The following is a 24798-nucleotide window of genomic DNA, read 5'->3' as shown; positions in this document are numbered from 1 at the left end:
TCACCCGCCCCCGTCTGCCCCACGCGGCTCAGTTCTTCCCGTCCTGCTGCGGCTCGTCCTGCTGTGCCTCGCTCTGCTTCGGGCCGTCCTGCCCGCCTGCCCTGCGGGTGCGGCCGCGGGCCTGCGAGGAGCTCCGCTTCGCAGGAGGCTTCGCCGCCCCGGCGTCTTCACTCGGGGGTTCCTTGCGGGTGCGCGCACCGGGCACGGTGCGCTTCGCCACCGCCTTCGTGCCGGTCGTGCCGGTCGCGGGCCGGGTGTTCTCCGGCTCGTCGGGCGCGGGGGACCCCACCGGCGCAGGAGTGCCGGCGGGCCGTTCCGCTCCCGGCGGCACGGGCGCGCTCGGTGCGCCGAACGGCAGTACCCGTACGGTCCGTTCCTTCACGGGCTTCGCCGGAACGGGCTGTTCGCGGCCCTCGATCAGCACCAGCGACGCCTGGTACGCGACGGACAGCGCGTACGGCGTCTGGTGCAGCATTCCCCACAGCTTCGACGTCTCGTCGATGTCCATGACCGTCGGCGTGAAGCGCACCTTCTGCGCCGACTCGGCGAGGTCGGACCCGGCGAGATACGGGCTCTGCGCCGCCAGCTCGATCACGTCCCTCGGCAGTACGGGGATCTCGTGCAGGGTGCGGATCACACAGCCGATCAGCCGCTGCCCGACGAGCTCGGCCTCTTCCCCGTAAGCGCTGATCAGGTAGTGCAGATCCAGCGCGGCGGCCGGCCGTTTGCGCAGGGTGCCGTCCGGACCTCGGGTGGGCAGGTCGACGTGGCGCATCGAGACGTTGGGCGTGACCTGGTACAGGAACACCGTGATGGTCGGATCGGTGGGCGGCTCGTTCGGCGGCTTGCGTGTCTCGACGTTGACCGCGATGTCCATCTCGGGGGTCAGATTGTCGGCGATGAGCAGTCTCAGCGCCTGGGTGACCGTTGCGACGGCGAGTGCGTTGCTCATGTCGTCAGTCCCTCTTCCCGTCGCGTGCGGCGCGTGACAGATAGTCGTCCAACGTCAGTGCGGGCGCGGCCCGGCCGGAGCGCGCCTCGGTCCGCCGTTCCCGGCCGGGCGGCGGCGCCGCGCTGACCTCCAGCCGCCCGATCTGCACATGCACCACGCGTTCGGCCGGCTTCGGAGCACGGCGGCCCACCGCGCCGCGGGCCGCGCCGCGTACCGCGGCCGTGTCCGAACCGCGTGGCACGGGCGAGGCGACGGCGGGCACGGTCGCGGCAGTGGACGGCGGCACCGCGGCGGGAGCCGGCGCGGCCCGCGGATCGGGCGCCGACCCGGCTGCCCGGCTCCGGTTCCCGCCGCGCGGCGTCTGTTCGGGAACGGGCCGCGGCGGCGGCGGGACCGCGGCCGCCGGCCGCAGCAGGGCCTCCGGCGCCGGACGGTCCGGCTGCGCACCCTCGTCCGGCCGGCTCTGCTGCGTACGGACGACCGTGTGACGGTCGGTGCGCACCTCGTGCTCGTGGCGCACCGTCGTGGTGGACGGCGCGGGCGGCGCCGCGGGCGCGGACGGGATCAGCGCGGCGGGCTCGTCCGGCTCCGGCGGCCCGTACCGCAGCGCCTCGACCCGTTCGAACGGACCGGGCAGCCGCGGACGCACCCTGGCCGGCGCCCGGTCCGCCGCCGCAAGCGGCGTGTACCGGGCGAGCAGCCGGTCGAAGTGGTCAGGCATCTGCGCACAGCTCCAGGTAGTAGCGACGCCGCAGCGGGCTGAGCGCCAGGATCTCCGGCTCGCTCCACCCGTAGGCGGTGGCGAGCAGGTGGACGTCGAGCATCAGGTCCCGCGCCCAGGTGTCGAGTTCGGTCCAGAGGTAGGAGGTGATGTCCAGCTCGGCCCTGGTGGCCTCGCCGCATTCGGGGCAGGCGATGGTGAGCGTCACGTCAGCGGTCGGGTCGGCCTCGGCCGCCGCCTCGGCGATCCGGCGTTCCACCCGTTCGGGCAGCAGCCCCGACAGGGCCTCGGCGTCGACCGGTTCACCGTCGCGCCGTGCCGCTACGACGCAGGCCGCCACCAGTCGTCTCCTTGCGTCCGCCGGGTCGGACGCCGTCGCGGCCGCCGCGAGGTCGGCGACTGTGGGCAGCCGGAACTCGACGGCCCACTCGTCCTCCGTGACCCGCAACGGCCCCTCGGGCAGCGCCGCCCCGGCGCCCAGCGAACCGGCGTCGAGGTCGAACTCCATCGCCTCCGCGCACGCGCCGCACTCGACGCGCACCTGCATGCGCTCGCCGAACAGCGCCCGGCGCAGCGTGAGCAGGTCCGCCTCCCGCTGTCCGACCGGTACCGACAGCAGCTCGTCGGTACCGGCCCCGGGCCTGGCGGCCCGGTGCAGCAGCAGTGCACGGCCCGCCGCGTGCTGAGCCAGACCGGTCTCCCAGACGGCCAGCAGCTCGGCCGGCCCCGCCGCCGACGCCCCCCTGGGGCCGTTCATCCGTCGTCCTTCCGCGTGTGGCCGGCGGTCAGGCCGGGTGCGTGAAGGACGGCTCGACCGGCTCCGGCACCTCGTAGTCCCGCTCCCAGCCCTCGCACTCGAGCTTCACGCTCTGGATGGCGACGGCGTTCGCGTTCGCGTCGAGTTCGCCGAGGACCTGGTACTCGCTGACCCAGGCCCGGTAGAGCTTGTGCGAGACGGCGACCTGCCCGGCCTCGTTGAGGACCTGGATGATGATGTCCTTGCGGAAGTCGCGCAGCGACACCTCGGCGCCCAGACCGGCGCCGACCTGCCAGACCTTGTTGGCCCAGCGGTCGAACTCGGGGTCGTGGGTGACACCGCGTTCCAGGGTCACTCCCTCGAACTCGGAGCGGCCGGGGGATTTGCGCGGCGAGCTGGGGTCGCCGCCGTGCCGGTGCTTGACCACCTCAGTGGTGCGCTTGAGCGGGCTGATCTTGCTGATGCCCGCGACCGTTCGACCGTCCCACAGGACCAGGAACTTGAAATTCTTGTAGGGGTCAAAACGATGGGCGTTTACCTGGAACTCAGCCATCGGTTTCCTTCGTGTTCCTTTTCCTCGGGCCTGGAGACTATGAGAGGTCGAACTGGCCGGCCATCTGCTGAATCCTGACGATGACGAACTCCGCGGGCTTGACCGGAGCGATTCCGATCACGACATTCACCACGCCGCGCTCGATGTCGGCATCCGTGGTCGTGTCCTTGTCACATTTCACGAAGTACGCCTCGCGGGGCGTGGTGCCCTTGAACGCGCCCTGGCGGAACAGGTCGTTCAGATAGGCCGACGCCTTCAGCCGGATCTGCTGCCACAGCTGCTCGTCGTTCGGCTCGAACACGACCCACTGCAGCCCGCGGTACAGGCTCTCCTCGACGTGGAGCGCCAGGCGGCGCACCGGCACGTACTTCCACTCGCTGTCCAGCGCGTCCGCGCCGCTGAGCGTCCGGGCGCCCCACACCAGCGGGCCCACCAGGGGGAACGTACGCAGGCAGTTGATGCCCAGCGGGTTCAGCAGACCGTTCTCGCGGTCGGTCAGCTTCACGGCCAGTGAACGCACACCGGCCAGCCGTGCCTCGGTACCGGCCGGCGCCTTCCACACGCCGCGTTCGCCGTCCGTGCGTGCGATGACACCCGCGACGGCACCCGAGGGCGGGAAGGCCCGCAGCCGGCCCGTGAGCGGGTCGGTGAGCTGCAGATGCGGGAAGTACAGTCCGGCGTGGTCGCTGCGCACGGAGTCGAAGGAGCCGATTCCCGCCCGCGCCGAGTCCACGCTGCCCCACGCGGAGGGCGAGTCGACCAGCAGGAAGATCCGCCGCTCGCGGCACAGCTGTTCCGCCGCCGAGATCACGGTGACCATGTCCTCGGTGGACTCGTACGCCGACAGCTCCGGAAGCGCCAGCAGATTGACGTCGTCGACGTCGCGCAGCGCCTGGACGCCCGTCTTGTCCGCCGCGCTGCCGATCAGGTCCCGCGGCCCCGGCGCGTCGCCGTCCTTGCCGCCCTCGAGGGCGAAGACCGGCGGGTTGACCGAGGACTCCAGGCCCAGGTCGTTGGCGCATTCGCCGACGAAGCGCACGACGTCGTCGGGGTCCACGGAGCCCGCGACGACCTGCAGGCGCCTGCCGAAGGAGGTGACCTCGGCCCCGGCGTAGGCGTGCTTGCCGGGAGCGTCCGGCAGGGCGCGCAGCTTGCGCTCCAGGAGCAGGGCGAGCTCGGTCACGTCGGTGGGCGGTTCGCCGTCGCGGTCCGGCTCGTGGAGAGTGAACTCGCGCTCCACGTCACCGATCTTGACCTTCAGCTCCACGTTCAGGTTCGGCAGGTCGCCGGCGAACGGCTTGGACACGGTGCCCGACGGATCGGGCCGGTCCGTCTCGAGCGCCTTCACCCGGATCAGGGACGAGCCCGCGTTGACCACCGTCTCGACGAAGCGGCCGTGGTCGGCGTGCATCGACAGACCAGTGAAGCTCTCGCGGGCGTCGCCGCCGCGCGCGTCGAGGACGTGCAGGTTGAACGTCCGGTCCGGCGTGGGGGTGTCGTGGTCGACGGCCACCCGCAGGCCCGATCCCCAGACACCCGGTTCCTTCGCGTGCACCTCGAGCACGGGGCACTCGCTGCGCCCCTCCGTGGAGCCCAGCGTGACGCACGCCTCCTCGCCGGTGCCGGCCTTGGCGACACGGACGACGACCGCGACCGCGCCGCCGTTGCCGAAGAACTGATGCACCGCGTAGCCGACCGCGCTCTGCGAGGTGAGGCCGCCGAAGCGGCGTTCGAAGTCGGCGAAGCTGGTGATGCGGACCGGCTGGTTGAGCGGCCCCCGGCGGGTGTGGCCCACGAACGCGGTCACCGATGTGGTGACCGAGGCGATGGTACGGACGCTGCTGGGAAGTTCCTCGATGTATACGCCGGGATAGCCCATGTGCGTCGGCATTCCCCCTCCATTCCCTTCCGCGCACCAAGAGATGGGTGCAGGAGATGCAGGAATGGCGCGCATGCGCCTGCGCATGCGTGATCTTCGCTGTTTTCCCCCGCGCACACCCCGTGCGATATCGGTCTCGCAGGGCCATTTACAGGCGCGTGCGCCTGTGGCTCCTGATGCATGAGTGCCACTGCGAGTCTGGTCGCGGCTCGAGTGCCGGTCAAGAGACCGATTCAGTCACCGGCTCGGATTGCACATGTGAATGGCTCGGAGCGGTGAAGGCGTGGTCAACGGCGTGCCGCCGTCGAATATGGAGGTGAATTTCACGAGCGCTTCACAAGGGATGGTTGTGCGAGGAACGATTCCAGCCGTCCACGAACCCCGTCGGCGCGCCGCCTTGCGCACGGATGGCGCGGAAGGGTCGGTCGCTTCACTCCGCCGTGGAGCCGTTCGAATCCGTTGTTCGGGGCGGGACGGGGCGGGGCGGTGGCGGGGTGGGGCGGTGCGGTGGCGGGAGCGGACCGGGCCGGCCACCGGGCAGGGGGCGCGGTGAACAGGAACGGGGCGGCAGCCGGGATGGCTGCCGCCCCGTACCGTGCGTGGCTCTAGATGCCCTGCCAGGAGGGCTTCGCCGCGTACGTCGCGCGGAAGTAGTCGGCGAGCTTCAGGCCGGCCGCCGCCGCCTCGTCGACGACCACGGTGGCGTGCGGGTGCAGTTGCAGCGCCGACGCCGGCACGAGTGCCGAGAGCGGTCCCTCGACGGCGAGCGCCACGGCGTCCGCCTTGGCCTTCCCGGTGGCGAGCAGCACCAGGTGGCGGGCCTCCAGGATGGTGCCGATGCCCTGGGTGATGACATGCCGGGGGACCAGCTCGATGTCGCCGTCAAAGAACCGGGCGTTGTCGACACGGGTCTGATCGGTGAGTGTCTTGATCCGGGTCCGGGAGGCGAGCGACGAGCAGGGCTCGTTGAAGCCGATGTGCCCGTCCGTGCCGATGCCCAGGAGCTGGAGGTCCACGCCTCCGGCCTCTGCCAGCGCGCGGTCGTAGGCGGTGCAGGCCGCGGCGACGTCCTCCGCCGCCCCGTCGGGACCCATGAAGGCGTCCTTGTCGAGACCGAGCGGCTCGACGACCTCGCGCAGCACCACGGAGCGGTACGACTCGGGGTGTCCCGCCGGCAGGCCCACGTACTCGTCGAGCTGGCAGATGCGGGCGCGGGAGGCGTCCACCTCCTCGGCCCGGACCTTCGCCGCCAGGGCGTCGTAGATCGGGAGCGGGGTCGACCCGGTGGCGACGCCGAGAAGAGCGTCGGGCTTGCGTCGTAGCAGGTCGGCCATGGCTTCGGCGATGAGCTCGCCGCCCGCGGCGGAATCCGGAACGATGACAACTTCCACGAAGATCCCTGTCTCTGGAAACACCTGGTCAGTGGTGTAGACCAATCTACCCGGTGGTGGGCGGTCCTGTCCTGTTCGGACACCATGTGGACAAGGGTCCGCCCGGGGTGGACGGTGCGCCGGGTGTGCCCACGGTTCAGAAGAGGGGCAGCTGCCCCGGGAGGACGGGCGCGAAACTGCCGTCGAGCGAGGGCTGAAGCGCCGGATCGAGCGGCGCCTGCCGCCTCGACCCCGGACAGGAGACCAACTCGGCCCCCGTGCGCGATCCGGCGGGGTCGTGGCGGGCGACCCGGCCCGCCACGACGGCGATCTCGCGGCGGCAGACCGGGCACAGGCGACGGGGAGCGGACATGCCCCCAGTCTGCCAGGCCACCGCCCACCGTCCCCGGAGCCGCTGCTCGCATCGCTCAACAGGCCGCTGTCGGACGGTTGTTCGCGACCATGGCCACCACACCTCCGGCGGGTGCGGGACGGGTCACCTCGAAGCCGGGGCGGCGACTGGATCCGTCCCAGGCCGAAGTGCCCACGGGCCCCGCCCGGAGTGTCGCCCCGACCCGGACGCGCTCCGCACGTTCGTCGTCGTCGGCATCGTCCACGCGGATCACCGGTGTGCCGGGCCGCGTTTGAACGGCACGACAACGGCCGCCCGGCGGGCCGCTGTCCGGGATCTGGCGGTCAGCGAACGGCGACCAGCCGCCCGAACGCGACCACGTTCCCCTCGTAACCACCACTCCTCGAGTACGCGCCGCCGCAGGTGATCAGGCGGATCTCGGCGTCCGCTCCGTCCGCGTAGACCTTCTCGGCCGGGAAGTCGCGCAGGGGGAGCACCTCGATCGCGTAGAGCGCGAACACCGCCGTACGCCCGTCCTCGCGCACGACCTCCACCCGAGCGCCGGGCCGGAGCGAGCCGAGCGGGTGGAACACGGCCGGCCCGTCGTCGTTGTCGACGTGGCCGACGACGACGGCGGTGCCGCGTTCGCCGGGCACGGCACCGTCCGAGTACCAGCCGGCCACGTCGGCGTGTTCCAGGGGCGGCGTGTCCAGTCCGCCGTCCGTGGCGATGCCGACGGGGACCAGCGGCGCGTCGATGTCGGCGGCGGAGACGGTGACCCGGAGCGGCGCGGAACGAGGCAGCGGGGCCGGAGCCGGAGGCAGCGCGGCCGGGCCGTGGCGCACGCCGGAGACCGTTGAGGCGGCGGCGGTCGTGGCGGGCTGGGGCGGGCCGCCTGTCCCGCCCCGCACGAGGAACACGCCGAGCAGCAGGACGCACAGGAGCGTGAACCAGGAGCCTCGGCTCGAGGGCGGCGGATACACGGGAGCGCTCGCCGTCAGGCGCGCTCGCCCGGGCGGCGCCGCAGCAGCAGATACACACCACCGCCGAGCGCGCCGGCGACGAGCGCCCAGCCGGCACCCGCCTGTACGGGGCCGAACCCGGAGTAACTGCCGCCGGTGCCCGCGTGCGCGCCTCCGCCGGGCTTCACGGGCGCCTGGTGGTGGTCACCGCCGGTGCCGCTGTCGGTTCCGGGCCCGGTGCTCGGGCTCGTGCTCGTCCCGGTGCCGGTGCCGGTGCCTGAGCCGGGGGTGACGGTGAGCGCGGCCCGGCCCTTCTCGCCCTTGCAGTCGAAGGTGACCTCGTACTCGGCCCCGGGTTCGGCGGCCTTGTCCACCCGCGCCTCGGTGGGGCGCCCGTCGTGGACCGTCACGGTGTCGAAGACGTCAGAGGAGACGGTCGCCTTCTTCGCCGGGCAGCCGGTCGCGGTGAGGGTCACCGTCCCGCCCGGTGCGACGGTCGAGGGGGAGACCGAGAACGAGAAGGAGGTGAGGGTGCCGGGCTCTTCCGCGTGGGCGGCCGCTGCGGGTGCCAGGAGCGCGGCGGCGCCGGCGAGGGACATGAGGGCGGGCCGTGTCGCACGCATCGTCGGATCTCCGGGTTCCCGAGGGCAGCCACGCGGAGGCTCCGCGGATGTCGGCGTGCACCTCGACGGGAACGACGCTAGGAGCGGCCCTCGGGCCCTGCCACTTCAAGGGGGCCGATGGCCGGACCGGTGCGCGCCCGCACCGGTGCGGTGCCGGTCGGTCAGTCGTGCACTGCCGGGTCCTCGTCGTCAACGCCGTCGGCCGGTCCCGGAAGGTCCCGCGCGCTGCCCAGCCGGAGGTGCTCGATGTGGTAGACCGCCTCGTCGAGGAGCTGGGCGACGTGGCTGTCGTAGAGGCTGTACTCGATCCGGCGGCCCTGACGGGTACCGGACACCAGACTCAGCGCGCGCAGCAGCCGCAACTGGTGCGAGACGGCCGACTGCTCCATGTCGACGGCCTCGGCCAGCTCGGTCACACCGCACGGTCCCTGCCGCAGACGGGTGAGGATCATCAGGCGGGAGGGAGTCGCCAGCGCCTGGAGGGTGGCGGCGATGGTCGCTGCGGAGTCCGCGTCCAAGTGCGCCGCCGGGGTGGTCCCGCCGCTGACTCCGTGTCCCATGCCGCACATCGTAGCGGCGCACCGAGAGGCACCGGCCACTCGCACCCGTGTGTGGACATGCGAGGCGGGGCCTGCGCCGCAGCGGGACCACGGGCGGCGCGGGGGCATTCTTCTGTGCGAACCAGGTCGCGGGCATGGGCATTTGAGGATCAGTCCCTCGCGGCCTGGGGCCCGTCATCGAGCTGCTGCGCTCCTGGGGTGCGCCGGCAGGAGCATCCGGGCCCCACCGGACGCCGATCTGCCGTTCCGTCGCGATGCACGGACGTCGCCGTCGGTCGGCACCCCTTCCGCGCGGGCCTGGTCGCCGACGGCCGGCTGCTGGAGGAGCCATGGCTGGAGGGTCATGGGATGTCCATACCTGGAATTCAGAGATAAGATGTCTGACGTCTTAGGTTGCGCAATTCGGGAGTCGAGAGTGAGGAGCCGCGGTGAGCCCTGACCCTGTGCGAGAAGAGGGGCCCCAGCCCGCAGCCGTCAGCCGGGGAAGCGACCACCGCGTCGCTGTCATCGGTGCCGGCGCCATCGCCCGCGAGCACGTCGCCGCGATCGCGGGGGTCCCCGGGCTGCGGCTGGCACACGTTGTGGACCGGCATCCCGAGCGCGCCGCCGCACTCGCCGCACTCGCGCCGGGTGCCACCTGGTCCACCGACCCGGCGACCGCATGGGCCGACGGCATCGACGCGACCGCGGTGTGCACCTCGCCCGACTCGCACGCCGACCTCTCCGTCGCCGCGCTCGAAGCGGGCAGAACCGTGCTGCTGGAGAAGCCCGCCGCCCTCAAGGTGGCCGACGTCGACCGGGTCCTCGCCGCAGCCTCCGCCGCTGCCCGGCCCCTGTTGGTCGCCCAGACGGCCCGCTTCCAGCCCGTCCACCTCGAGATCGCCGAGGCCGTCGCGGAAGGCGTCGTCGGCACCCCCCGTCTCGCGCACCTCACCTGGTACACGGGCCACGTCTGGCCCGGCGGTTGGCGTGGCTGGCAGCTGGACCCGTCCCGGTCCGGCGGCCATGTCGCCCACAACGGCGTGCACGCACTCGACCTGCTCACCTGGCTCATGGACGACGAACCGGTCCGGGTCTTCGCCCGCCCGTGCCGGACCTGGGCGGGCGGAATGCCGACCCCGGACAGTTTCCAGATCCTCGTACGCTTCGCGCGCGGCGCCCTCGCGACCGTCGAGCTGTGCTACGCCCTCGTCGCGCGGGGCACGTTCGTCCGCCGCCTCGTGATCGCCGGGACCGCCGGCACCCTCCACCACAGCAGCGAGGACGAACCGGCGGCGCACGGCGCGACGCCGATCGCCCCGGCCTCCGTCGACGGGGCGATGACCGCGCAGACCAGGCACCTGCGCGACGTGCTCGACGGCGTCGCGCCGCCGCTGACCACCCCCCGACAGGTGCGCGCGGCCCTCGCCGCCGCCCTCGCGGCACAGCTCAGCGCGGACGAAGGCCGCCCCGTCGACGTCAAGGAGGTCTGCTGACATGAAGGTGCTCATCGCTTCCGGTGTCCGGCACGCCCGTGACTACGTGCCGCTGCTGCGGTCACTGCCCGGCTTCGAGGTCGTCGGCTGCGCCGAGACCGATGACAGCCCCTTCGCCGGGGACACCGCCGCCTTGGCCGAGGCGGTGGGCCTGCCGCTGCTCGGCCTGGACGAGGGGCTGGCCGCCTGCGACGTCGCGCTGGTGTGCAGCGAACCTGCGCGCCACGTCGACCTCGCGGTACGCGCCCTCGAAGCGGACCGTCATGTGCTCGTCGACAAGCCCGCCGCCACCAGCAGCCTCGATGCGCGACGACTGTGGGACGCGGCCGACCGTTCCCGCGGACTGCTCACCGCCGTGCACCGCCTGCACTCTCCGCAGATCGAGCGCGCCCGGCGCGTCGTCGACTCCGGCGCGATCGGCCTGCCGCTCGCCCTGGACGTGGAGTGGCTCGCGGCGGGCGGCCTCGACGGAACCACCGTCGAGCGTCCCGAACTCGTCTGCGACCCGGCTCTGTCGGGCGGCGGAGAGCTGATGAACTTCGGCTGGTACCCGGCGCTCACCATCCGGCATCTGACCGGCCTGGAGGTGGAGGAGGTCGTCGCCTTCAGCAGCGCCGCGCCCCACGCACCGCTCTTCGACGGCCCGCACGGTGCCTACGGCGTCGAGGACGCGGCGATCCTCTCCCTCCGTCTGGCCAACGGCGTGGTGGCGACGGTCACCGTGGCCCGCACCCCCGCCGGTACGAGCCCCGGCCCCGTCTCGTCCAGCATCCGTGTACTCGGCTCGCACGGCCATGTGCTCGCAGACGAGGACGCGCCCGCGGTCTCCGTACGTGGCACGGACGGCCGCGGCGTCTCGCGGCAGGTCGGAGGCCCTGCCGGATCGACGGCCCTGCGCCGGCTGTTCACCGGTTTCCGCGACGACGTCCACCACGGGCGCACCCCCCTGGTGACGGCGGCCGACATCCACGCGGCGGTCGCCGTGGTCGAGGCCGCCGTCACCTCCGCGCGCCAGGGCGGCGCCCCCGTCGCCCCCGCGGTCCGCAGCGGCGCGGGGGGCGCGTCCGTGATCCGCGACTGACCGCACGGCACGCCGTGCGCGGTCGGCGCCACGCGGTCAGGGCGGCGGCTTCACCGGAGGCGGACCGCCGCCGTACGCCACGCGGGCGTAACGGCCTCGCGGGCCTTTGCCGTTCGCGTGGCCGCGAGGCCGGCCGGTTCGAGCGCAGCACCCACCTGCACGTGCGGACGCGGACGGCGCACCGGCGCGGTCACCAGACCGGCGACCTGTTCGGCGACACCGCCGTACCCGAGTGTGCCGCGGACGCTGCTCCCCAACGGTCCCCGGCAAAGCGCGGGGTGAGACCGGTCGGCCCCCGCGACCACTCGCAACTCTCGCGTACGGGGATTTGCCGCGCCCCGCCGCCGGCCACCGCAGGGTCCGCGGGTGTTCACCCGGTCGATCGGCGGGTGTGGCAGGGCGAGGGCCGCGCCCGTCGGTGGGCGCCCTGCGTGCGCGGCGCGCGGGTCGGGAACCCGAACGCCGGCCGGCCGCCGTCACCGCGCCGATGGCGCCGCAGGCACCAGGGCGCTCCTGCGCGGCCGACCGGTCACTGGTCCAGGCCGCGCTGTCCGGCGGAAGCCGGACGTCTGCCTCCGGGTGGCACACGGCGGGCTCGAAGCGCGCCTCGCCGACCGGCGTATGAATGAAGACCTCTTCATGTGTTCCGCTATGGTGGTCCTGCTCCGTCCACACCCGGTGTCCGGATCCCATGGAAGAGGTGGCCACCCGATGGTTTCCCCGACGTCGCCGACGTCCTCGACCGATGTGGCGGTACACGACCCCGCCGACGCCGGCGGCCGGTCCGCGACAGTCGTCGGCAGCCGGCGCACCCGCCTGTTCGCGCTCCCCGAGGTCCGCTGGGCGGCAGTGTCCGCCGTGGCGTTCCTGTGCGCCCTGCCGCTCCACCTCGGGGGCGCCCCCGCCTGGTCCTGGGGCCCGCTCTACGCCCTGTGCTACGCGGCCGGCGGCTGGGAGCCGGGCTTGGCCGGGATCCGGGCGCTGCGCGAGAAGACCCTCGACGTGGACCTGTTGATGGTCGTGGCCGCCGTCGGCGCCGCGGCGATCGGTCAGTACCTCGACGGCGGACTCCTGATCGTCATCTTCGCCGTGTCGGGCGCGTTGGAGGCGCTCGCCACCCGCCGCACGGCCGACTCCGTCAGCGGGCTGCTCGACCTCGCCCCGGCACAGGCCCTGCGCCTGACGGGGGGTGAGCAGGCGGTGGTGCCCGTAGCCGAACTGAGGGTCGGGGACACCGTTCTCGTACGGCCCGGCGAACGGCTGCCCGCGGACGGCACCGTGCTGGAGGGCGCGAGCGAGGTCGACCAGGCGACCATCACCGGCGAGCCGCTGCCCGTCGACCGCACGGCGGGCGACACCGTCTTCGCCGGCACCCTGAACGGCACCGGGTCCCTGCGTGTCCGGGTCGAGGCGGACGCCGCCACGTCCGTGATCGCGAGGATCGTCGCCATGGTCGAGGAGGCGAGCGCGACCAAGGCCCCCACCCAGTTGTTCATCGAGAAGATCGAACAGCGGTACTCGGCAGGCGTGGTGGCCGTCACGGTCGGGCTCATGGCCGTCCCGCTCGCCTTCGGCGCCGACTTCACCACCACCCTGCTGCGCGCCATGACCTTCATGATCGTCGCATCGCCGTGCGCCGTCGTGCTCGCCACCATGCCACCACTGCTGTCGGCCATCGCCAACGCCGGCCGCCACGGAGTGCTCGTCAAGTCCGCCGTGGCCATGGAACGTCTGGGCTCCGTGACCCGGGTCGCGCTCGACAAGACCGGCACGCTCACCGAAGGCGCGCCCCGTGTCGCGGAAGTGCACCTGCTGTCGGCGGACGGCCCCGACCGGGACCGGGTGCTCACCCTCGCGGCGGCGGCGGAGCTCCACAGCGAACACCCCCTGGGCCGCGCCGTGGTCGCGGCGGCACACGAACGCGGCCTGCGGCTGCCAAAGGCGCAGGAATTCGACTCGGCACCAGGTCAGGGCGTATCGGCCGTCGTCGAAGGCCGCAAGGTGCGGGTCGGCAGCCCCGGCACGCTGCTGACCGGCGAGTGCGCGGCGGTCACGGAGGCGGAGAACGGTGGCCGCACGGCGGTCGTCGTGGAGGCCGACGGCGAGCCCGTCGCCGTGCTGGCCGTAGAGGACCGGCTGAGGGCCGGCGCCGCCGACGCCGTCGCGGCCCTCGCCCGGCTCACCGGGACCGGTCCCGCGCTGCTCACCGGCGACAACCCGCGGGCGGCGGCGCGTGTGGCGGGCGAGGTCGGCATCACCGACGTACGGGCCGCGCTGCTCCCGCAGGACAAGGTCGAGGCGGTACGGGAGTGGGAGCGGGCCGGCGACAAGGTGCTCGTCGTCGGCGACGGTGTCAACGACGCGCCCGCGCTGGCCGCCGCGAGCGCCGGTGTCGCCATGGGCAGGGCCGGCTCCGACCTGGCACTCGAGAGCGCGGACGCCGTCGTCGTACGCGACGAGGCGGCCGCGGTCCCGGCAGTCGTGGCCCTCTCACGCCGCGCCCGCCGCCTGGTCGCCCAGAACCTGGTGATCGCGTCCGTGTGCATCGGTGTACTGGTGGTCTGGGACCTGGCCTGGCACCTGCCGCTGCCCCTCGGCGTCGCCGGCCACGAGGGCTCCACGGTGCTGGTCGGTCTCAACGGGCTGCGTCTGCTGAGGGAGTCGGCTTGGCGGGAGGCGGCGGGGGCGTGACGCGGGTGCTCCGGCACGCTCCGGCGGGCCACCGGACGGGTGCGGCCGCGGTGCGCAGCCGGTGCGAGGACGGTGCGCAGCCGGTGCGCGGCCGGTGCGCGGCCGGGGCGGCACGAGCCGCGCCGGCCGCGCGCCTCCGATCAGCCGCACCCCGCCGACCGGAGTCGGCTCGCCGCTCAGGGCACCGACGCCTTCACTGCCCTCCCGCCGCGTCCGGGGCCGGGCCACGGTGCTGCCCCGCAGACGCGGCCTGGGAAGTACCTGCCGGGCCACCCGCACCCCGCGTCCACTGGGCCAACTCCTCCGGCGTACGCGGCCCCCTCCCGGAGGCTCCCAACAGCCCCTGGGTCCGCAGCAGCTCGGCGACCGCGGTGCCCCACGGCCTGCGCAGTCGTGCCGCGTCCAGCAACGCCTGGTCCGCGAGGAGTTGGGCGACGGGCCCCGTGCGCAGCCCGTCCGGTGAGAGCACCGCGGCGTCGTCGGCCCAGCGCAGCGCCAGATCGACGTCGTGCGTCGCCATGACGACCGTCGTCCCCGACGCGCGCAGTGCGCCGAGGACGTCGAGCAGTCGCTCCTGCCCGTGCGGATCGAGACCCGCGGTGGGCTCGTCGAGGATCAGTACCCGGGGCCGCATCGCCACCGCGCCCGCGATCGCGGCCCGCTTGCGCTGCCCGTACGAGAGCAGATGGGTCGGCCGGTCCCGCAGGGCGACGATGTCCATCGCCGCCAGGGCCTCGTCCACCCGGAGCCGCACCTCGTCCTCGTCCAGCCCGAGGTTCATCGGGCCGAACGAGACGTCCTGTTCGACCGAGGCCGCGAACAGCTGGTCGTCCGGATCCTGCACGACCAGCTGCACCGTCGTACGCAGACGGGTGAGCCCTGCCCGATCGTAGGCCACCGCCTCACCACCCAGGCGCAGTTGGCCGGAGCGAGGCCGCAGACCACCGCTCAGCAGCCGCAGCAGTGTCGTCTTGCCGCTCCCGTTGCGTCCCAGCAGCGCCGTCGAGCGGCCCTCGACGAGGCCGAGGCCGATGCCGCTGAGAACGTCTGGGCCGTCCTCGTAGGCGTAACCGGCATCGACGAGTTCCACGATCAAAGGACGTACCTTTCGAGCACGAGAGTCAGGACGACGATGGCGGACAGCAGCGCGGCGACCGAGGCGAGGAACGGCCGTGACACCGTCGCCCTCGGCACCAGCACCCGCAGGGTGCCGTCGTAGCCGCGGCCCGCGAGTCCGGCCTGGAGACGGCTCGCCCGGTCGAAGGCGCGTACGAAGGCCGTCGCGCCGAGTCCCGCGAGCGACCGCCACGCGGCGGCCCTGCTCGTGTGGCCGAGACGGGCGGCCTGCGCCTGGCGGATGTTGCTCACGGCGTCGAGCAGCAGAAAGCTGATCCGGTACATCACGAGCGCCACGTCCACCACGGGTGGCGGCACGCCCGCTCTCACCAGGCGCGGCAGCACGTCGGACACGGGCGTCGTGAACGCGAACAGCAGCACACCGAGGGACGCGGCGGACGTGCGCAGCAGCAGCCGCACGGCGTCCGCCGGCCCGTCCGGCGCGAACGCGACCGGCCCGTCCGGGCCACCGACCGCGAACAGCAGCGGTACGGCACCGGTGACACAGAAACCCAGCGGTACGCGGAACGCCCGCCACAGCCGGCGCGGAGCCACACCGGCGGGGCCGAGCAGCACCGTGAGCGTCGCCGCTGCGACCAGGACTGCGCCCGGCCAGGGCGGAAGGCAGACGGCCGCCAAGGTCAGGCCGAACCCGAGGGCGGCTTTTTCGCACGGATGGCGGCGGCGCCAGCGACTGCTGTGCGCCGCCACGTCGATGGGCAGCATCGGCGGCTACGGCGCCCGGGTACCGGCGTCGGCGCCGGTACCGGAAGAGGGGTACGCCGCGTCCTCCGGGTCGGAGCCGGTGTCTGCCGCGGTGGAAGTGCCTGCCGGGTCGGAGCCGGTGTCTGCCGCGGCGGAAGTGCCTGCCGGGCCGGCGTCGGCGTCTGCCGCGTCGGAGCTCGCGCCCGCCGGCGCCGCGGCCTTTTCGGCGAAAGCGGCGGCGGCCCGCTCCTCACCCTGCCGCCGGCCCCTGCGCAGCCCGAAGTAGTACGCGAGCACGCCCGCGCCCAGTGCCGCCTGCAGCGAGAAGAGCGCCGACTCGATCTCCCCGGACGGCGGTTCGTACAGGGGGGTGAACCACGGCTCGTAGTCCGGCTCCAGCTCGGTGATCGCCGCCTCGGCCTCCCCGTCGGCCCCCGTGAAAGGCTCCTGCTTGTGGTCCCCGAGCCCGAGAGCGAGCGGCAGTACGGCCAGGGCCGCCACGGCCAGCAGCAGCAGCGTGTTGATCCTCGCGTTACGGCTCATCGGACCGCCGCCTCCTTCTTCGTCCCCGTCACCAGCACACCCAGCCTGGTCAGTTCGCCCTTGCTGGACCGGCTGAGCAGTCGCATCACCAGCACGGTGAGCAGACCCTCGCTGACCGCCAGCGGCAGCTGCGTGACGGCGAAGATGCCGCCGAACTTCGCGAGCGCGCCGGAAACGCCGCTGCCGGGGTCCGGGAACGCCAGGGCCAGCTGCACGCTGGTGACGCAGTACGTGGACAGGTCGGCGAAGAACGCGCCGAAGAACACGCTCACCATCAGCGGCACCCCGAACCCGCGAAGCAGCCGGTAGATCCCGTACCCCGCCCAGGGCCCGACGACCGCCATGGAGAAGGCGTTGGCACCGAGCGTGGTCAGTCCGCCGTGCGCGAGCAGCAGCGCCTGGAAGAGCAGTGTGATGGTGCCGAGCACCGCCATCACCGGCGGCCTGAACAGGATCGCTCCGAGGCCCGTACCCGTCGGGTGGGAGCAGCTGCCCGTCACCGACGGAATCTTCAGCGCGGACAGGACGAACGTGAACGCGCCCGACGCACCGAGCAGCAGAGTCGATTCGGGATTGGCCCTGACCTCGCGTGTCAGGGCGCGCACGCCGTGGACGACGAACGGGGCGGACGCGACGCCCCAGGCGGCGGCGTGCAGCGGGGGCAGATACCCCTCGGCTATATGCATGATGTGGGAGACCCTCTCCAGCACCTCGTGGATGGACAACGCACCCTGGCCGGTCTCCTGGCTGACGGGTCATGCCGCCCGGACTCCGCCTTCCCGGGCACCACGCGCAGGCGCGAGGTGTCCCAGTGGCTCCCCGTGAGGGGGTGGAGCCGGACTTCCCGATCACAGTGGCGAGGGCCGCACCGGTACCGCACCGGTTTCCCGAACACCAAGGCCCCGTGACAGTAGTGCGCCGACCAGCGACATCACAAGCCGCGCACGGGTGCACCGGCCCGCTGCCGGGTGAGCCGTTCGCCACACCCCCGGCCGCGGGCCGCCCCTCGCGTCACTGCTTGCGGTAGTCGTACGCCTCCGAGGCCGCGGCCTCGACCGCGTCCAGATCGCCGCCCGCGGAGGCCGTCACCAAGGCCGCCACGGCGCCCTCCACGAAAGGCGCGTCCACCAGCCGGGTCCCTTCGGGCAGTTCGTCGCCCTCGGCGAGCAGCGCCTTGACCGTCAGCACGGCACTGCCCAGGTCCACGAGGACCGCGACCCCCGCGCCGCCGTCGACCTGCTCCGCCGCCGCGGTGATCAGGTCCGCGCTGGTGCCGAGACCGCCGTCCGGTGTGCCGCCGGCCGGGGCCACCGGCGCCGTCGCACCGCCCCCAAAGAGCCCCTTGGCGAGCTCGGCCACCGAGGCGGCGACCTCCTTGCTGTGCGAGACCAGCACGATGCCCACCTGCTTGCCGCTGCTCACGCCGACCCCTCTGCCGTCGCCGACTCCTCTGCCGTCTCCGACGTCTCCGACGTCTCGGCGAGGGCGGCCACCAGAAGGGCCGACGACGTGGCGCCGGGGTCCTGATGACCGATGCTGCGTTCCCCGAGATAGCTGGCCCTGCCCTTGCGTGCCTGCATCGGCACGGTGGCCAGGGCCCCCTGCTCCGCCGCCTCGCGGGCCGCGGCGAACGACCGCGTACTGTCGCCCAGCGCCGCCACCGCCGGCTCGAGTGCGTCCAGCATGGTCTTGTCACCCGCCTTCGCACCCCCCAACTGCGCCAGCGCCGCCACGCCCGCCCGCAACGCCTCGGCGAGCTGCGTCGGCGTCACCTCCGGGTCCTCGCCGAGGGCCTTGCCGGTGCGCCGGAGCAGCGTCCCGTACAAAGGACCCGACGCGCCGCCGACCGTCGACACCAGCTGCCGTCCCGCCAGCATCAGGACGGCACCGGGCGTCGTCGGCGGCTCCTTCTCCAGAGCGGCGCGGACGGCAGCGAAGCCACGTCGGAGGTTGCTGCCGTGGTCCGCGTCACCGATCGCCGAGTCCAGCTCGGTCAGTCGGTCCGCCTCCCGGTCCACCGCGGCGGCGACCGCTGCCAGCCAGCGGCGGAAGAAATCGGCGTCGAGCACAAGAACTCCCTGGGTGAGTCGATCCGTCCGAGCGAAAGTGAAAGCGATGGGCAGCGGAAGCGGTACGCGGCGTGGTGCCCGTCACCGGCCCCACCGCAGAGCGGGCGTCTGCACAGGCGCGTCCCACAGCCGCAGCAGTTCCTCGTCGACCTGGCACAGCGTCACAGAGGCGCCGGCCATGTCGAGCGAGGTCACGTAGTTGCCGACAAGGGTCCTGGCCACGGCCACGTCCCGCTCGGCCAGCACCCGCTGGACCTCGGCGTTGAACCCGTACAGCTCCAGCAGCGGCGTCGCGCCCATGCCGTTGACGAGCGCCAGCACCGGGCCGGAGGGCCGCAGATCCTCCAGCACGGCATCGACGGCGAAGTCCGCGATCTCGCGTGACGTCATCATCGGCCGCCGCTCCCGCCCCGGCTCGCCGTGGATGCCGACGCCCAGCTCCAACTCGCCGGGCGGCAGGTCGAAGGTGGGGCCGCCCTTCGCGGGGGTGCTGCAGGCGCTCAGTGCCACTCCGAAGCTGCGCGACGACTCGTTCACCTGCCGGCCGATCGCCTCCACCCGCTCCAGCGGGGCCCGTTCCTCGGCGGCCGCCCCGGCGATCTTCTCCACGAAGAGGGTCGCCCCGGTGCCGCGCCGCCCGGCCGTGTAGAGACTGTCCCGCACCGCGACGTCGTCGTCGACCAGGACCCTCGCGAGCCGGACTCCCTCGTCCTCCGCGAGTTCGGCCGCCATGTCGAAGTTCAGCACGTCACCGGTGTAGTTCTTCACCACGAACAGCACGCCCTCGCCGCTGTCGACAGCGGCGGCGGCCCGCACCATCTGGTCGGGCACCGGACTGGTGAACACCTCGCCGGGGCAGGCACCGTCGAGCATCCCGTGCCCGACGAACCCGCCGTGCAGCGGCTCGTGCCCCGACCCTCCGCCGGACACCAGCGCCACCTTGCCGGCCACCGGCGCGTCACGCCGCACCATCACCCGGTTGTCCACGTCCACGGCCAGCTCGGGGTGCGCTGCCGCCATTCCCCGAAGCGCGTCAGCGACCGCGGTCTCCGGCACATTGATGAGCATCCTCAACGGTTCCTCCCGGGAAGGTTGCCGGCCAGGTTCCTGGACAAGGTCCAGCCTGGTCGGCAGGTGTGTATGGGGCGTTCAGTTGTGGCGGTCGACGGCGGCGTCGGGCGGTCTCCGGCGGGGTGGACGCCGACTGGATCCGCAGGCTGCTGACTGGTCGTCAGGACTGTCTGGACTGTTGTCTCGATGCTGTTGGGTGACCGTACCCAGTATCGAAGGGGCATGCGTGGCCGGGGAACCGGGCGTGGTGGGCGATGCGGTACGAACCGGCGGGAACGATCTTGGTCAGCCGGGCGTGTCTGCTGTGGACACGGCGGGGGTAGCGGAAGATCGCCGGCCGGTGTCGCAGACCGTGCAGATCCGCACCGCCATGCTTGGCCGGTGCCCGACCGCACGACGCCGCGCGCCCTGGAGCCGTGCACAGCGAGGGCGAGGGTGGGCCGGCGGTGGACGTCGCGCTGATCGCCTCACCGCGAGGTGGTACATGGAGTGGGTGCCGGCGGTGTCGGGGCGGTTCCGGTGCTCGTATCAGCGTCCGTTACGTTGTTTCATGCGGGGTGTGCCCGTGGCGGGCCGTCCCGTCCGATGCCCTGACCGCACCCCGTGATCTCGATCGGAATTGACCTCATGCACCGCATCCGTACGGTCCGCCTGTCCGCCGCTGCCGCCCTCGCCGGCGCGGCGCTCCTGGTCGGCTGCGGCACCTCCACGCCCCACCACGAGGCCGACAAGCCCGCCGTCGTCGCGCAAGCGGATGCCGGCCCCTATCGGGGCACCGAACTGGACCCTCCGTTCAGCAAGCCCGACCTGGTCCTGACCGGCACCGACGGCAAGCCGTTCGACCTGCGCGAGCGGACCGCCGGCAAGACGACGCTGGTGTTCTTCGGTTACACCAACTGCCCCGACGTATGCCCCACCACCATGGGCGACATCTCCCTGGCCCTCAAGCAGCAGCCTGCGGCCGTGCGCGAGAGCGTCCGCGTCGTCTTCGTCACCACCGACCCCGAACGTGACACCCCCGAGAGCCTGGCCAAGTGGCTGTCCTCGTTCGGGGAGAATTTCACCGGTATGTCCGGCGACCTGGAGAAGGTCAAGAAGGCGGCCCTAGGTCTCGGGATCTCCGTCGAGGACCCCAAGGAGCACCACGACGGCACCGTCACCTCCGACCACGGCGCCCAGGTCGCCGCCTTCCTGCCCGGCGACGACAAGGCCCACGTCGTCTACACAAGCGGCACCACCACTGACGACTTCGCCCACGACCTGCCGCTGTTGGCCAAGAACACCCGCTGACAGGCAAGAGGCCCTGGCCCCGCGTCGGTCGGAAACCGAGGCTTCCGAAATGCGGCCCGGGGTGGTCGGCAGCAGTCGCAGCCCGGTGTGACAGCCGCACGCATCCGTCTCGGCCGCGCCCGCAGAGCGTGTTCCCCGTGTGCTCCGGCGGGCGGAAGCGGCGTGGTTGCGCGCGCGGGGGAGCAGCCCGTTTAGGATGCGTCGCATGAGTCAGCAGACGCGTCGCGTGACCGGGCTCCGTGGGCTTCGGGTTCACGTGCTGCTCGTGCTGGCCGTCCTTGCCGGGATCGTGGCCATGCACGGCCTCGGCCCCGTGCCCGCCGCGCCCGGCGCGGTGTCTGCCGGTGCGCACCACCGTGCGGCCGTCGCCGTGGAAGCCCCTGCACATGGTGACGAGGCGGCCAACTGCGACTGCGCTCACGCCGATGATCACAGTCGTGGTGCCGGCGGTCACGCGGAGCACGCCGACGAGACGTGTGCGGCCGGCGGTACGAGTGCCGCGCCCGTGCTGCCGTCCCTCGCCCCGTCGGGGGCCCTCGCGCCCCCCGCGACGAATGCGCCGGCAGCGGTCTTCGCCGCGGACTCGGGCGGCCGGGCTCCACCGACATTGAGTGAGCTGCAGCTCCTGCGCATATAGGGAAGCCCCGGTGTGCCCGGCTCACGAAGCCGGTTCCACCCTGCGAGCCGTTCCCATCATCCCCGCACAGCACAGGAGCAGCATCACCATGACCGCACACCGTTCCATGATCCGCCGTGCCGCCGCCGTGGCGGCCGCGTCCGCCGCCGCCGTCGTACTCGCCGCGTGTGGCGGGGGAGGCGACAACAGCGCGTCCGGGCACAATGGCCACACCCCGGCTTCGTCCAGTGCCCCCTCGTCGGCCCCGGCAGAGGAAGGCGCGCACAACGCCGCCGATGTGGCCTTCGCGCAGGGGATGATTCCCCACCACCGGCAGGCGGTCGAGATGGCCGACCTGGCGGAAACCCGAGCGGGCTCCGCGGACGTGAAGAAGCTCGCCGCGGAGATCAAGAAGGCCCAGGACCCGGAGATCAAGACGCTCTCCGGATGGCTTGCGTCCTGGGGCGAGGACGTCCCGAAGGACGGCGAGGGCGGCGACCACGCCGGTCACTCCATGTCCGGGATGATGACGGCGGAGGAAATGACCGAGCTCGAGAAGGCATCCGGCAAGGCCTTCGACACGGCCTTCCTCGAAATGATGGTCAAGCACCACGAGGGCGCCGTCGAGATGGCCAAGACCGAAAAGGCCGATGGCTCCTACCAGCCCGCCAAGGACATGGCCGACGCCATCATCACCTCGCAGAGCGCCGAGATCACCCGCATGAACGACCTGCTCGGCAAGAACTGACGGCCCACGGCACCCCGAGCGGGGGCGGCAGGCGCCGCCCCCGCATCACCCCTGGCCGAGGACGCATGTGTGCCTGGACCACCACCTCTCAGAGGATCAGGACCACTTGAGTGATCACGTCGATCAGAGGGCCCTTCGGGCTGCCCGCACACCGTCGCCGGCGAGCACGCCGGAGGGCTTGCGGGTCAGCGACGACGGAGCGCCGACGGCCGAAGCTGGACCACGAGCGGCCGCCTTCCGAAGGACGCCGGGGCCGCACTTCTGAGCGCCGTCAGCGCTGACCGTCTCCTTGCCGCGGATACCGATGATGTGGTTCACGAGTCAATGGGCAGCGGCCGAAGTCGGGCGGTGCCGTACCGCCCGAACTCGAACGCGCACAACCACTGACGAGGAGTCCGCATGCACGAGTTCGTCTATCACGGCAGTGACGGGTGCCCCCTTTACGCGGTGGCCACGGGCAGTGGGCCGGTCCTCGTCCTCCTGCACGGAGGAGGTCCGGACCACCGGAGCCTCCACCCGCTGGCCGGCCGGCTCGCCGGCGCGTACACCGTCGTCCTGCCGGACGTGCGAGGTTACGGGCGCTCCCTTTGCACCGACCCCGCCCGCCACACCTGGGCGCAGTACGTCGAGGACGTGAGGGCGCTCCTCGATCACCTTGATCTGCGGCGGGCGGCAGTCGGCGGGACCGGTCTCGGCGGAACGGTCACCCTGCGTGCGGCTGCCGCCTGTCCCGGACGCATTCGGGCCGCAGTCGTGATCAGCGTCGAGGACATCGAGGACGACTCCGCGAAGGCGGCCGAGGCCGCCATGATGGAGAGCTTCGCCGCTCGAGTGATCGACGAGGGTATCGAAGCGGCGTGGGCCCCGATCCTGCCTGATCTCGTGCCCCTGATCGGAGCGCTCGTCAGGGACGCGATTCCGCGTTCGGATCCGGCGAGCATCGCCGCGGCTTGCGCCATCGGACGTGACCGGGCCTTCCACGGCGTGGAAGACCTCCGCTCGATCGCTGTCCCGACTTTGATCATTCCCGGTGCCGATGCCAGACATCCGGCCGCCCTGGCCCGGGAGGCGGCCGAGGCCCTGCCGCACGGCCACCTGGCCTCGGTCGCTCTGACCTCGCGGATGCGGACCGCTGACGACCTGGGGCGAGCCGTGGCACCGGCGGTCCGGGACTTCCTCACGAAGCACCTCACCATCCACGGCGGCAACTCTGCACCGGGCGGCGCCTGAGCGATCAGCGTCCGGGGTGCAGGCCGGCCAGGGTCACGCCCACGAGGCGGCGGACCGCCGCCTTGGAGCGGAGTGTTCCGGCGGCGGTGAGCGCATGCAGGCAGTAGTCGGCCAGTTCGTCGACCGCGACGTCGGCACGGAGTTCACCGGCGGCGACACCGTCCGTCAGCAGGTCGCGGATGATGCCGCGGAGATGCTGGTGCGCCCTGGCCACGTGCTCGCCGCGGTGGAGCATGCCGACCAGGTCGTCGCCGTGGCCGTGACGCTCGTACGCGATCAGCGCGTAGGCCTCCAGGACCGCTTCGAGTCGTTCCACTGGCGTGCCGGCCCGGTCGCGCACCTCGGTCAACCGGTTCGCGTGCGCGGTCACCTGGCGTTCGTGCCATGCCAGGAGAACGGCTTCCACGTCGGAGAAGTACTTGTAGAGGGTCGCCCGGCCGATTCCCGTCTCGGTGGCGATCTGAGACATCGTCACCGACCGGAGGCCGTGTCCTGACACCAGCTTCGCCGTCGCGTCCAGGATCGCGTCCCGCACCGCACGGCGGTGCTCGTCGACCGTCTCGTTCCAAAGCTTGGGCACTGCCCCAGTATGCGTGCTGTCGCTGCAGACGATGTGGCTCGGGTGTGGACAGTGTGTCTCGTAAAATGCTTGAGTAGGGGCAGCCGCCGCACGCGGGACGGACAGAGCGGGACAGACAGAGACGAGGCCACGCCGTGACTGAACCGCACCCGTCACCCGAGCCGCCTGACGAGGGCGGTGCGCCCCGCTGGGTCAAGGTGTTCGGCGGGTTCGTCCTCGCCGTGGTCGTGCTGTTCGTCGCGATCCACCTCGCCGGTGGCGGCATGGTGGGACACACGCCGTGAGGACCATGCCCCCTCGCGTACGTAAGGTCGCGCTGACGGCCCATGTCACGTTCTCCGTCGGCTGGATCGGGGCGGTCGCCGCCTTCCTCGCGCTCGCTCTCGCGGGATTGAACAGCCAGGACTCCGGGACGGTGCAGGCGGCGTACCTCTCGATGGAACTGACAGGTTGGTTCGTGATCGTCCCGCTCGGTCTCGCTTCCCTCCTCACCGGTCTCGTGCAGTCGCTCGGCACGGTGTGGGGGCTGGCGCGCCACTACTGGGTCCTGATCAAACTTCTGATGACCGCCCTGGCAACGCTGGTGCTGCTTGTCCACATGCGGCCCATCGGCCATATGGCAGACGCGGTGAGGCAGGCGACGCTCGCGGACGGCGAGCTCGGCGGCATGCGGGTCCAGCTCGTCGCAGACGCGGGTGCCGCCCTGGTGGTGCTTCTGGTGGCGGTGGCGCTGTCGGTGTTCAAACCGCGCGGCATGACCCGCTACGGACGGCGTCGTCTGCGGGACGGCACACCTTCGTGAGCCCTGTGCCCGAGCACGTTCAGCCGCCGCGTTCATGGAGGACGGTCCGAGC

27 protein-coding genes and 1 riboswitch are annotated in these 24798 nt (G+C 72.4%); of the genes, 9 read left to right on the top strand and 18 right to left on the bottom strand.

Features of this window, described 5'->3' with window-relative positions; all coding sequences use genetic code 11:
* Nucleotides 1-28 precede the first annotated feature (28 nt).
* From ACFYV1_RS24800 to ACFYV1_RS24755, 10 genes are all read right to left on the bottom strand, one after another.
* Nucleotides 29-952, bottom strand: a complete 924-nt coding sequence (locus ACFYV1_RS24800; RefSeq protein WP_389397760.1) for a Pvc16 family protein — start codon at nt 950-952, stop codon at nt 29-31.
* Nucleotides 953-956: 4 nt separating this feature from the next.
* Nucleotides 957-1673 (bottom strand): hypothetical protein, encoded by a 717-nt coding sequence (locus ACFYV1_RS24795; RefSeq protein WP_389397759.1) that lies wholly within the window; start codon nt 1671-1673, stop codon nt 957-959.
* Nucleotides 1666-2430 carry a hypothetical protein gene (locus ACFYV1_RS24790; RefSeq protein ID WP_389397758.1) on the bottom strand — a complete coding sequence of 255 codons (765 nt, stop codon included), beginning with the start codon at nt 2428-2430 and terminating at the stop codon, nt 1666-1668. Before ACFYV1_RS24790 ends, ACFYV1_RS24795 begins: the two co-directional genes overlap by 8 nt.
* Nucleotides 2431-2458: 28 nt before the next feature.
* On the bottom strand, nt 2459-2983 hold the full coding sequence (locus tag ACFYV1_RS24785; protein WP_215182818.1) for a phage tail protein: 525 nt from the start codon (nt 2981-2983) through the stop codon (nt 2459-2461).
* Between the two features lie 37 nt (nt 2984-3020).
* Nucleotides 3021-4874, bottom strand: a complete 1854-nt coding sequence (locus tag ACFYV1_RS24780) for a phage tail sheath family protein (protein ID WP_389397757.1) — start codon at nt 4872-4874, stop codon at nt 3021-3023.
* Between the two features lie 593 nt (nt 4875-5467).
* The gene (gene nagB / locus ACFYV1_RS24775; RefSeq protein ID WP_389397756.1) at nt 5468-6253 is read right to left on the bottom strand and encodes a glucosamine-6-phosphate deaminase; all 786 of its coding nucleotides are present in this window, start codon (nt 6251-6253) and stop codon (nt 5468-5470) included.
* Nucleotides 6254-6389: 136 nt separating this feature from the next.
* Nucleotides 6390-6605 (bottom strand): hypothetical protein, encoded by a 216-nt coding sequence (locus ACFYV1_RS24770; protein WP_389397755.1) that lies wholly within the window; start codon nt 6603-6605, stop codon nt 6390-6392.
* A gap of 323 nt (nt 6606-6928) precedes the next feature.
* Nucleotides 6929-7567 (bottom strand): class F sortase, encoded by a 639-nt coding sequence (locus ACFYV1_RS24765; RefSeq protein ID WP_389397754.1) that lies wholly within the window; start codon nt 7565-7567, stop codon nt 6929-6931.
* 14 nt (nt 7568-7581) lie between these two features.
* Nucleotides 7582-8169: a hypothetical protein gene (locus tag ACFYV1_RS24760; protein WP_389397753.1), complete on the bottom strand. Its 588-nt coding sequence runs from the start codon at nt 8167-8169 to the stop codon at nt 7582-7584.
* Between the two features lie 161 nt (nt 8170-8330).
* Nucleotides 8331-8729 carry an ArsR/SmtB family transcription factor gene (locus tag ACFYV1_RS24755; RefSeq protein ID WP_389397752.1) on the bottom strand — a complete coding sequence of 133 codons (399 nt, stop codon included), beginning with the start codon at nt 8727-8729 and terminating at the stop codon, nt 8331-8333.
* 428 nt (nt 8730-9157) lie between these two features.
* On the opposite strand from ACFYV1_RS24755, the gene ACFYV1_RS24750 reads away from it, so the two are divergent.
* From ACFYV1_RS24750 to ACFYV1_RS24740, 3 genes are all read left to right on the top strand, one after another.
* Entirely contained in the window at nt 9158-10204 is a 1047-nt protein-coding gene (locus tag ACFYV1_RS24750) for a Gfo/Idh/MocA family protein (RefSeq protein WP_389397751.1), read from the top strand.
* Between the two features lies 1 nt (nt 10205).
* Nucleotides 10206-11285, top strand: a complete 1080-nt coding sequence (locus tag ACFYV1_RS24745; protein ID WP_389397750.1) for a Gfo/Idh/MocA family protein — start codon at nt 10206-10208, stop codon at nt 11283-11285.
* A 711-nt stretch (nt 11286-11996) separates the two neighbouring features.
* Complete coding sequence (locus ACFYV1_RS24740; RefSeq protein ID WP_389397749.1) at nt 11997-13976, top strand: heavy metal translocating P-type ATPase; 1980 nt, start codon at nt 11997-11999, stop codon at nt 13974-13976.
* A 193-nt stretch (nt 13977-14169) separates the two neighbouring features.
* On the opposite strand, the gene ACFYV1_RS24735 is transcribed toward ACFYV1_RS24740, so the two are convergent.
* From ACFYV1_RS24735 to dhaK, 7 genes are all read right to left on the bottom strand, one after another.
* Nucleotides 14170-15066, bottom strand: coding sequence for an energy-coupling factor ABC transporter ATP-binding protein (locus ACFYV1_RS24735; RefSeq protein ID WP_389397748.1), 897 nt, complete (start codon nt 15064-15066; stop codon nt 14170-14172).
* Between the two features lie 2 nt (nt 15067-15068).
* Nucleotides 15069-15818, bottom strand: a complete 750-nt coding sequence (gene cbiQ / locus ACFYV1_RS24730; protein WP_389397747.1) for a cobalt ECF transporter T component CbiQ — start codon at nt 15816-15818, stop codon at nt 15069-15071.
* Nucleotides 15819-15824: 6 nt separating this feature from the next.
* Nucleotides 15825-16340, bottom strand: a complete 516-nt coding sequence (locus ACFYV1_RS24725; RefSeq protein ID WP_389397746.1) for an energy-coupling factor ABC transporter substrate-binding protein — start codon at nt 16338-16340, stop codon at nt 15825-15827.
* Nucleotides 16337-17026: an energy-coupling factor ABC transporter permease gene (locus ACFYV1_RS24720; RefSeq protein ID WP_389398002.1), complete on the bottom strand. Its 690-nt coding sequence runs from the start codon at nt 17024-17026 to the stop codon at nt 16337-16339. Before ACFYV1_RS24720 ends, ACFYV1_RS24725 begins: the two co-directional genes overlap by 4 nt.
* 29 nt (nt 17027-17055) lie before the next feature.
* A riboswitch (cobalamin riboswitch) is annotated at nt 17056-17254 on the bottom strand.
* Nucleotides 17255-17351: 97 nt separating this feature from the next.
* Nucleotides 17352-17762 (bottom strand): PTS-dependent dihydroxyacetone kinase phosphotransferase subunit DhaM, encoded by a 411-nt coding sequence (locus ACFYV1_RS24715; RefSeq protein WP_389397745.1) that lies wholly within the window; start codon nt 17760-17762, stop codon nt 17352-17354.
* A complete protein-coding gene (gene dhaL / locus ACFYV1_RS24710) occupies nt 17759-18409 on the bottom strand; it encodes a dihydroxyacetone kinase subunit DhaL (protein WP_389397744.1) in 651 nt (216 codons plus the stop codon). Before dhaL ends, ACFYV1_RS24715 begins: the two co-directional genes overlap by 4 nt.
* Nucleotides 18410-18490: 81 nt before the next feature.
* Nucleotides 18491-19483, bottom strand: coding sequence for a dihydroxyacetone kinase subunit DhaK (gene dhaK, locus ACFYV1_RS24705; protein ID WP_389397743.1), 993 nt, complete (start codon nt 19481-19483; stop codon nt 18491-18493).
* A gap of 624 nt (nt 19484-20107) precedes the next feature.
* Here dhaK and ACFYV1_RS24700 point away from each other — a divergent pair.
* The 4 genes from ACFYV1_RS24700 (at nt 20108) to ACFYV1_RS24685 (ending at nt 23364) form a co-directional block, all read left to right on the top strand.
* Nucleotides 20108-20770, top strand: coding sequence for an SCO family protein (locus tag ACFYV1_RS24700; protein WP_389397742.1), 663 nt, complete (start codon nt 20108-20110; stop codon nt 20768-20770).
* A gap of 205 nt (nt 20771-20975) precedes the next feature.
* A complete protein-coding gene (locus ACFYV1_RS24695; protein WP_389397741.1) occupies nt 20976-21407 on the top strand; it encodes a DUF6153 family protein in 432 nt (143 codons plus the stop codon).
* Between the two features lie 88 nt (nt 21408-21495).
* Nucleotides 21496-22134 carry a DUF305 domain-containing protein gene (locus ACFYV1_RS24690; RefSeq protein WP_389397740.1) on the top strand — a complete coding sequence of 213 codons (639 nt, stop codon included), beginning with the start codon at nt 21496-21498 and terminating at the stop codon, nt 22132-22134.
* Nucleotides 22135-22533: 399 nt separating this feature from the next.
* A complete protein-coding gene (locus ACFYV1_RS24685; protein WP_389397739.1) occupies nt 22534-23364 on the top strand; it encodes an alpha/beta fold hydrolase in 831 nt (276 codons plus the stop codon).
* A 4-nt stretch (nt 23365-23368) separates the two neighbouring features.
* Here ACFYV1_RS24685 and ACFYV1_RS24680 read toward each other — a convergent pair whose 3' ends face one another.
* Nucleotides 23369-23944, bottom strand: a complete 576-nt coding sequence (locus tag ACFYV1_RS24680; protein WP_389397738.1) for a TetR/AcrR family transcriptional regulator — start codon at nt 23942-23944, stop codon at nt 23369-23371.
* Nucleotides 23945-24078: 134 nt separating this feature from the next.
* Between ACFYV1_RS24680 and ACFYV1_RS24675 the strand changes: the two genes are divergently transcribed.
* Together ACFYV1_RS24675 and ACFYV1_RS24670 are read left to right on the top strand one after the other, a co-directional pair.
* Nucleotides 24079-24228 carry a hypothetical protein gene (locus ACFYV1_RS24675; protein ID WP_389397737.1) on the top strand — a complete coding sequence of 50 codons (150 nt, stop codon included), beginning with the start codon at nt 24079-24081 and terminating at the stop codon, nt 24226-24228.
* A gap of 5 nt (nt 24229-24233) precedes the next feature.
* The gene (locus ACFYV1_RS24670; protein WP_389397736.1) at nt 24234-24746 is read left to right on the top strand and encodes a hypothetical protein; all 513 of its coding nucleotides are present in this window, start codon (nt 24234-24236) and stop codon (nt 24744-24746) included.
* Nucleotides 24747-24798: the final 52 nt, after the last annotated feature.

The organism is Streptomyces sp. NPDC003023 (assembly GCF_042888225.1).
Classification (GTDB): Bacteria; Actinomycetota; Actinomycetes; order Streptomycetales; family Streptomycetaceae; genus Streptomyces.
This window is presented reverse-complemented; position numbering and strand designations above follow the sequence as displayed.

What these genes read in the sequence shown, in the direction of transcription:
- ACFYV1_RS24800 (WP_389397760.1), bottom strand. Translation starts at nt 952, where the DNA reads ATGAGCAACGCACTCGCCGTCGCAACGGTCACCCAGGCGCTGAGACTG.
- ACFYV1_RS24795 (WP_389397759.1), bottom strand. Translation starts at nt 1,673, where the DNA reads ATGCCTGACCACTTCGACCGGCTGCTCGCCCGGTACACGCCGCTTGCG.
- ACFYV1_RS24790 (WP_389397758.1), bottom strand. Translation starts at nt 2,430, where the DNA reads ATGAACGGCCCCAGGGGGGCGTCGGCGGCGGGGCCGGCCGAGCTGCTG.
- ACFYV1_RS24785 (WP_215182818.1), bottom strand. Translation starts at nt 2,983, where the DNA reads ATGGCTGAGTTCCAGGTAAACGCCCATCGTTTTGACCCCTACAAGAAT.
- ACFYV1_RS24780 (WP_389397757.1), bottom strand. Translation starts at nt 4,874, where the DNA reads ATGCCGACGCACATGGGCTATCCCGGCGTATACATCGAGGAACTTCCC.
- ACFYV1_RS24770 (WP_389397755.1), bottom strand. Translation starts at nt 6,605, where the DNA reads ATGTCCGCTCCCCGTCGCCTGTGCCCGGTCTGCCGCCGCGAGATCGCC.
- ACFYV1_RS24760 (WP_389397753.1), bottom strand. Translation starts at nt 8,169, where the DNA reads ATGCGTGCGACACGGCCCGCCCTCATGTCCCTCGCCGGCGCCGCCGCG.
- ACFYV1_RS24755 (WP_389397752.1), bottom strand. Translation starts at nt 8,729, where the DNA reads ATGGGACACGGAGTCAGCGGCGGGACCACCCCGGCGGCGCACTTGGAC.
- ACFYV1_RS24745 (WP_389397750.1), top strand. Translation starts at nt 10,206, where the DNA reads ATGAAGGTGCTCATCGCTTCCGGTGTCCGGCACGCCCGTGACTACGTG.
- ACFYV1_RS24740 (WP_389397749.1), top strand. Translation starts at nt 11,997, where the DNA reads ATGGTTTCCCCGACGTCGCCGACGTCCTCGACCGATGTGGCGGTACAC.
- cbiQ (WP_389397747.1), bottom strand. Translation starts at nt 15,818, where the DNA reads ATGCTGCCCATCGACGTGGCGGCGCACAGCAGTCGCTGGCGCCGCCGC.
- ACFYV1_RS24725 (WP_389397746.1), bottom strand. Translation starts at nt 16,340, where the DNA reads ATGAGCCGTAACGCGAGGATCAACACGCTGCTGCTGCTGGCCGTGGCG.
- ACFYV1_RS24720 (WP_389398002.1), bottom strand. Translation starts at nt 17,026, where the DNA reads ATGCATATAGCCGAGGGGTATCTGCCCCCGCTGCACGCCGCCGCCTGG.
- ACFYV1_RS24700 (WP_389397742.1), top strand. Translation starts at nt 20,108, where the DNA reads ATGCACCGCATCCGTACGGTCCGCCTGTCCGCCGCTGCCGCCCTCGCC.
- ACFYV1_RS24695 (WP_389397741.1), top strand. Translation starts at nt 20,976, where the DNA reads ATGAGTCAGCAGACGCGTCGCGTGACCGGGCTCCGTGGGCTTCGGGTT.
- ACFYV1_RS24690 (WP_389397740.1), top strand. Translation starts at nt 21,496, where the DNA reads ATGACCGCACACCGTTCCATGATCCGCCGTGCCGCCGCCGTGGCGGCC.
- ACFYV1_RS24685 (WP_389397739.1), top strand. Translation starts at nt 22,534, where the DNA reads ATGCACGAGTTCGTCTATCACGGCAGTGACGGGTGCCCCCTTTACGCG.
- ACFYV1_RS24670 (WP_389397736.1), top strand. Translation starts at nt 24,234, where the DNA reads ATGCCCCCTCGCGTACGTAAGGTCGCGCTGACGGCCCATGTCACGTTC.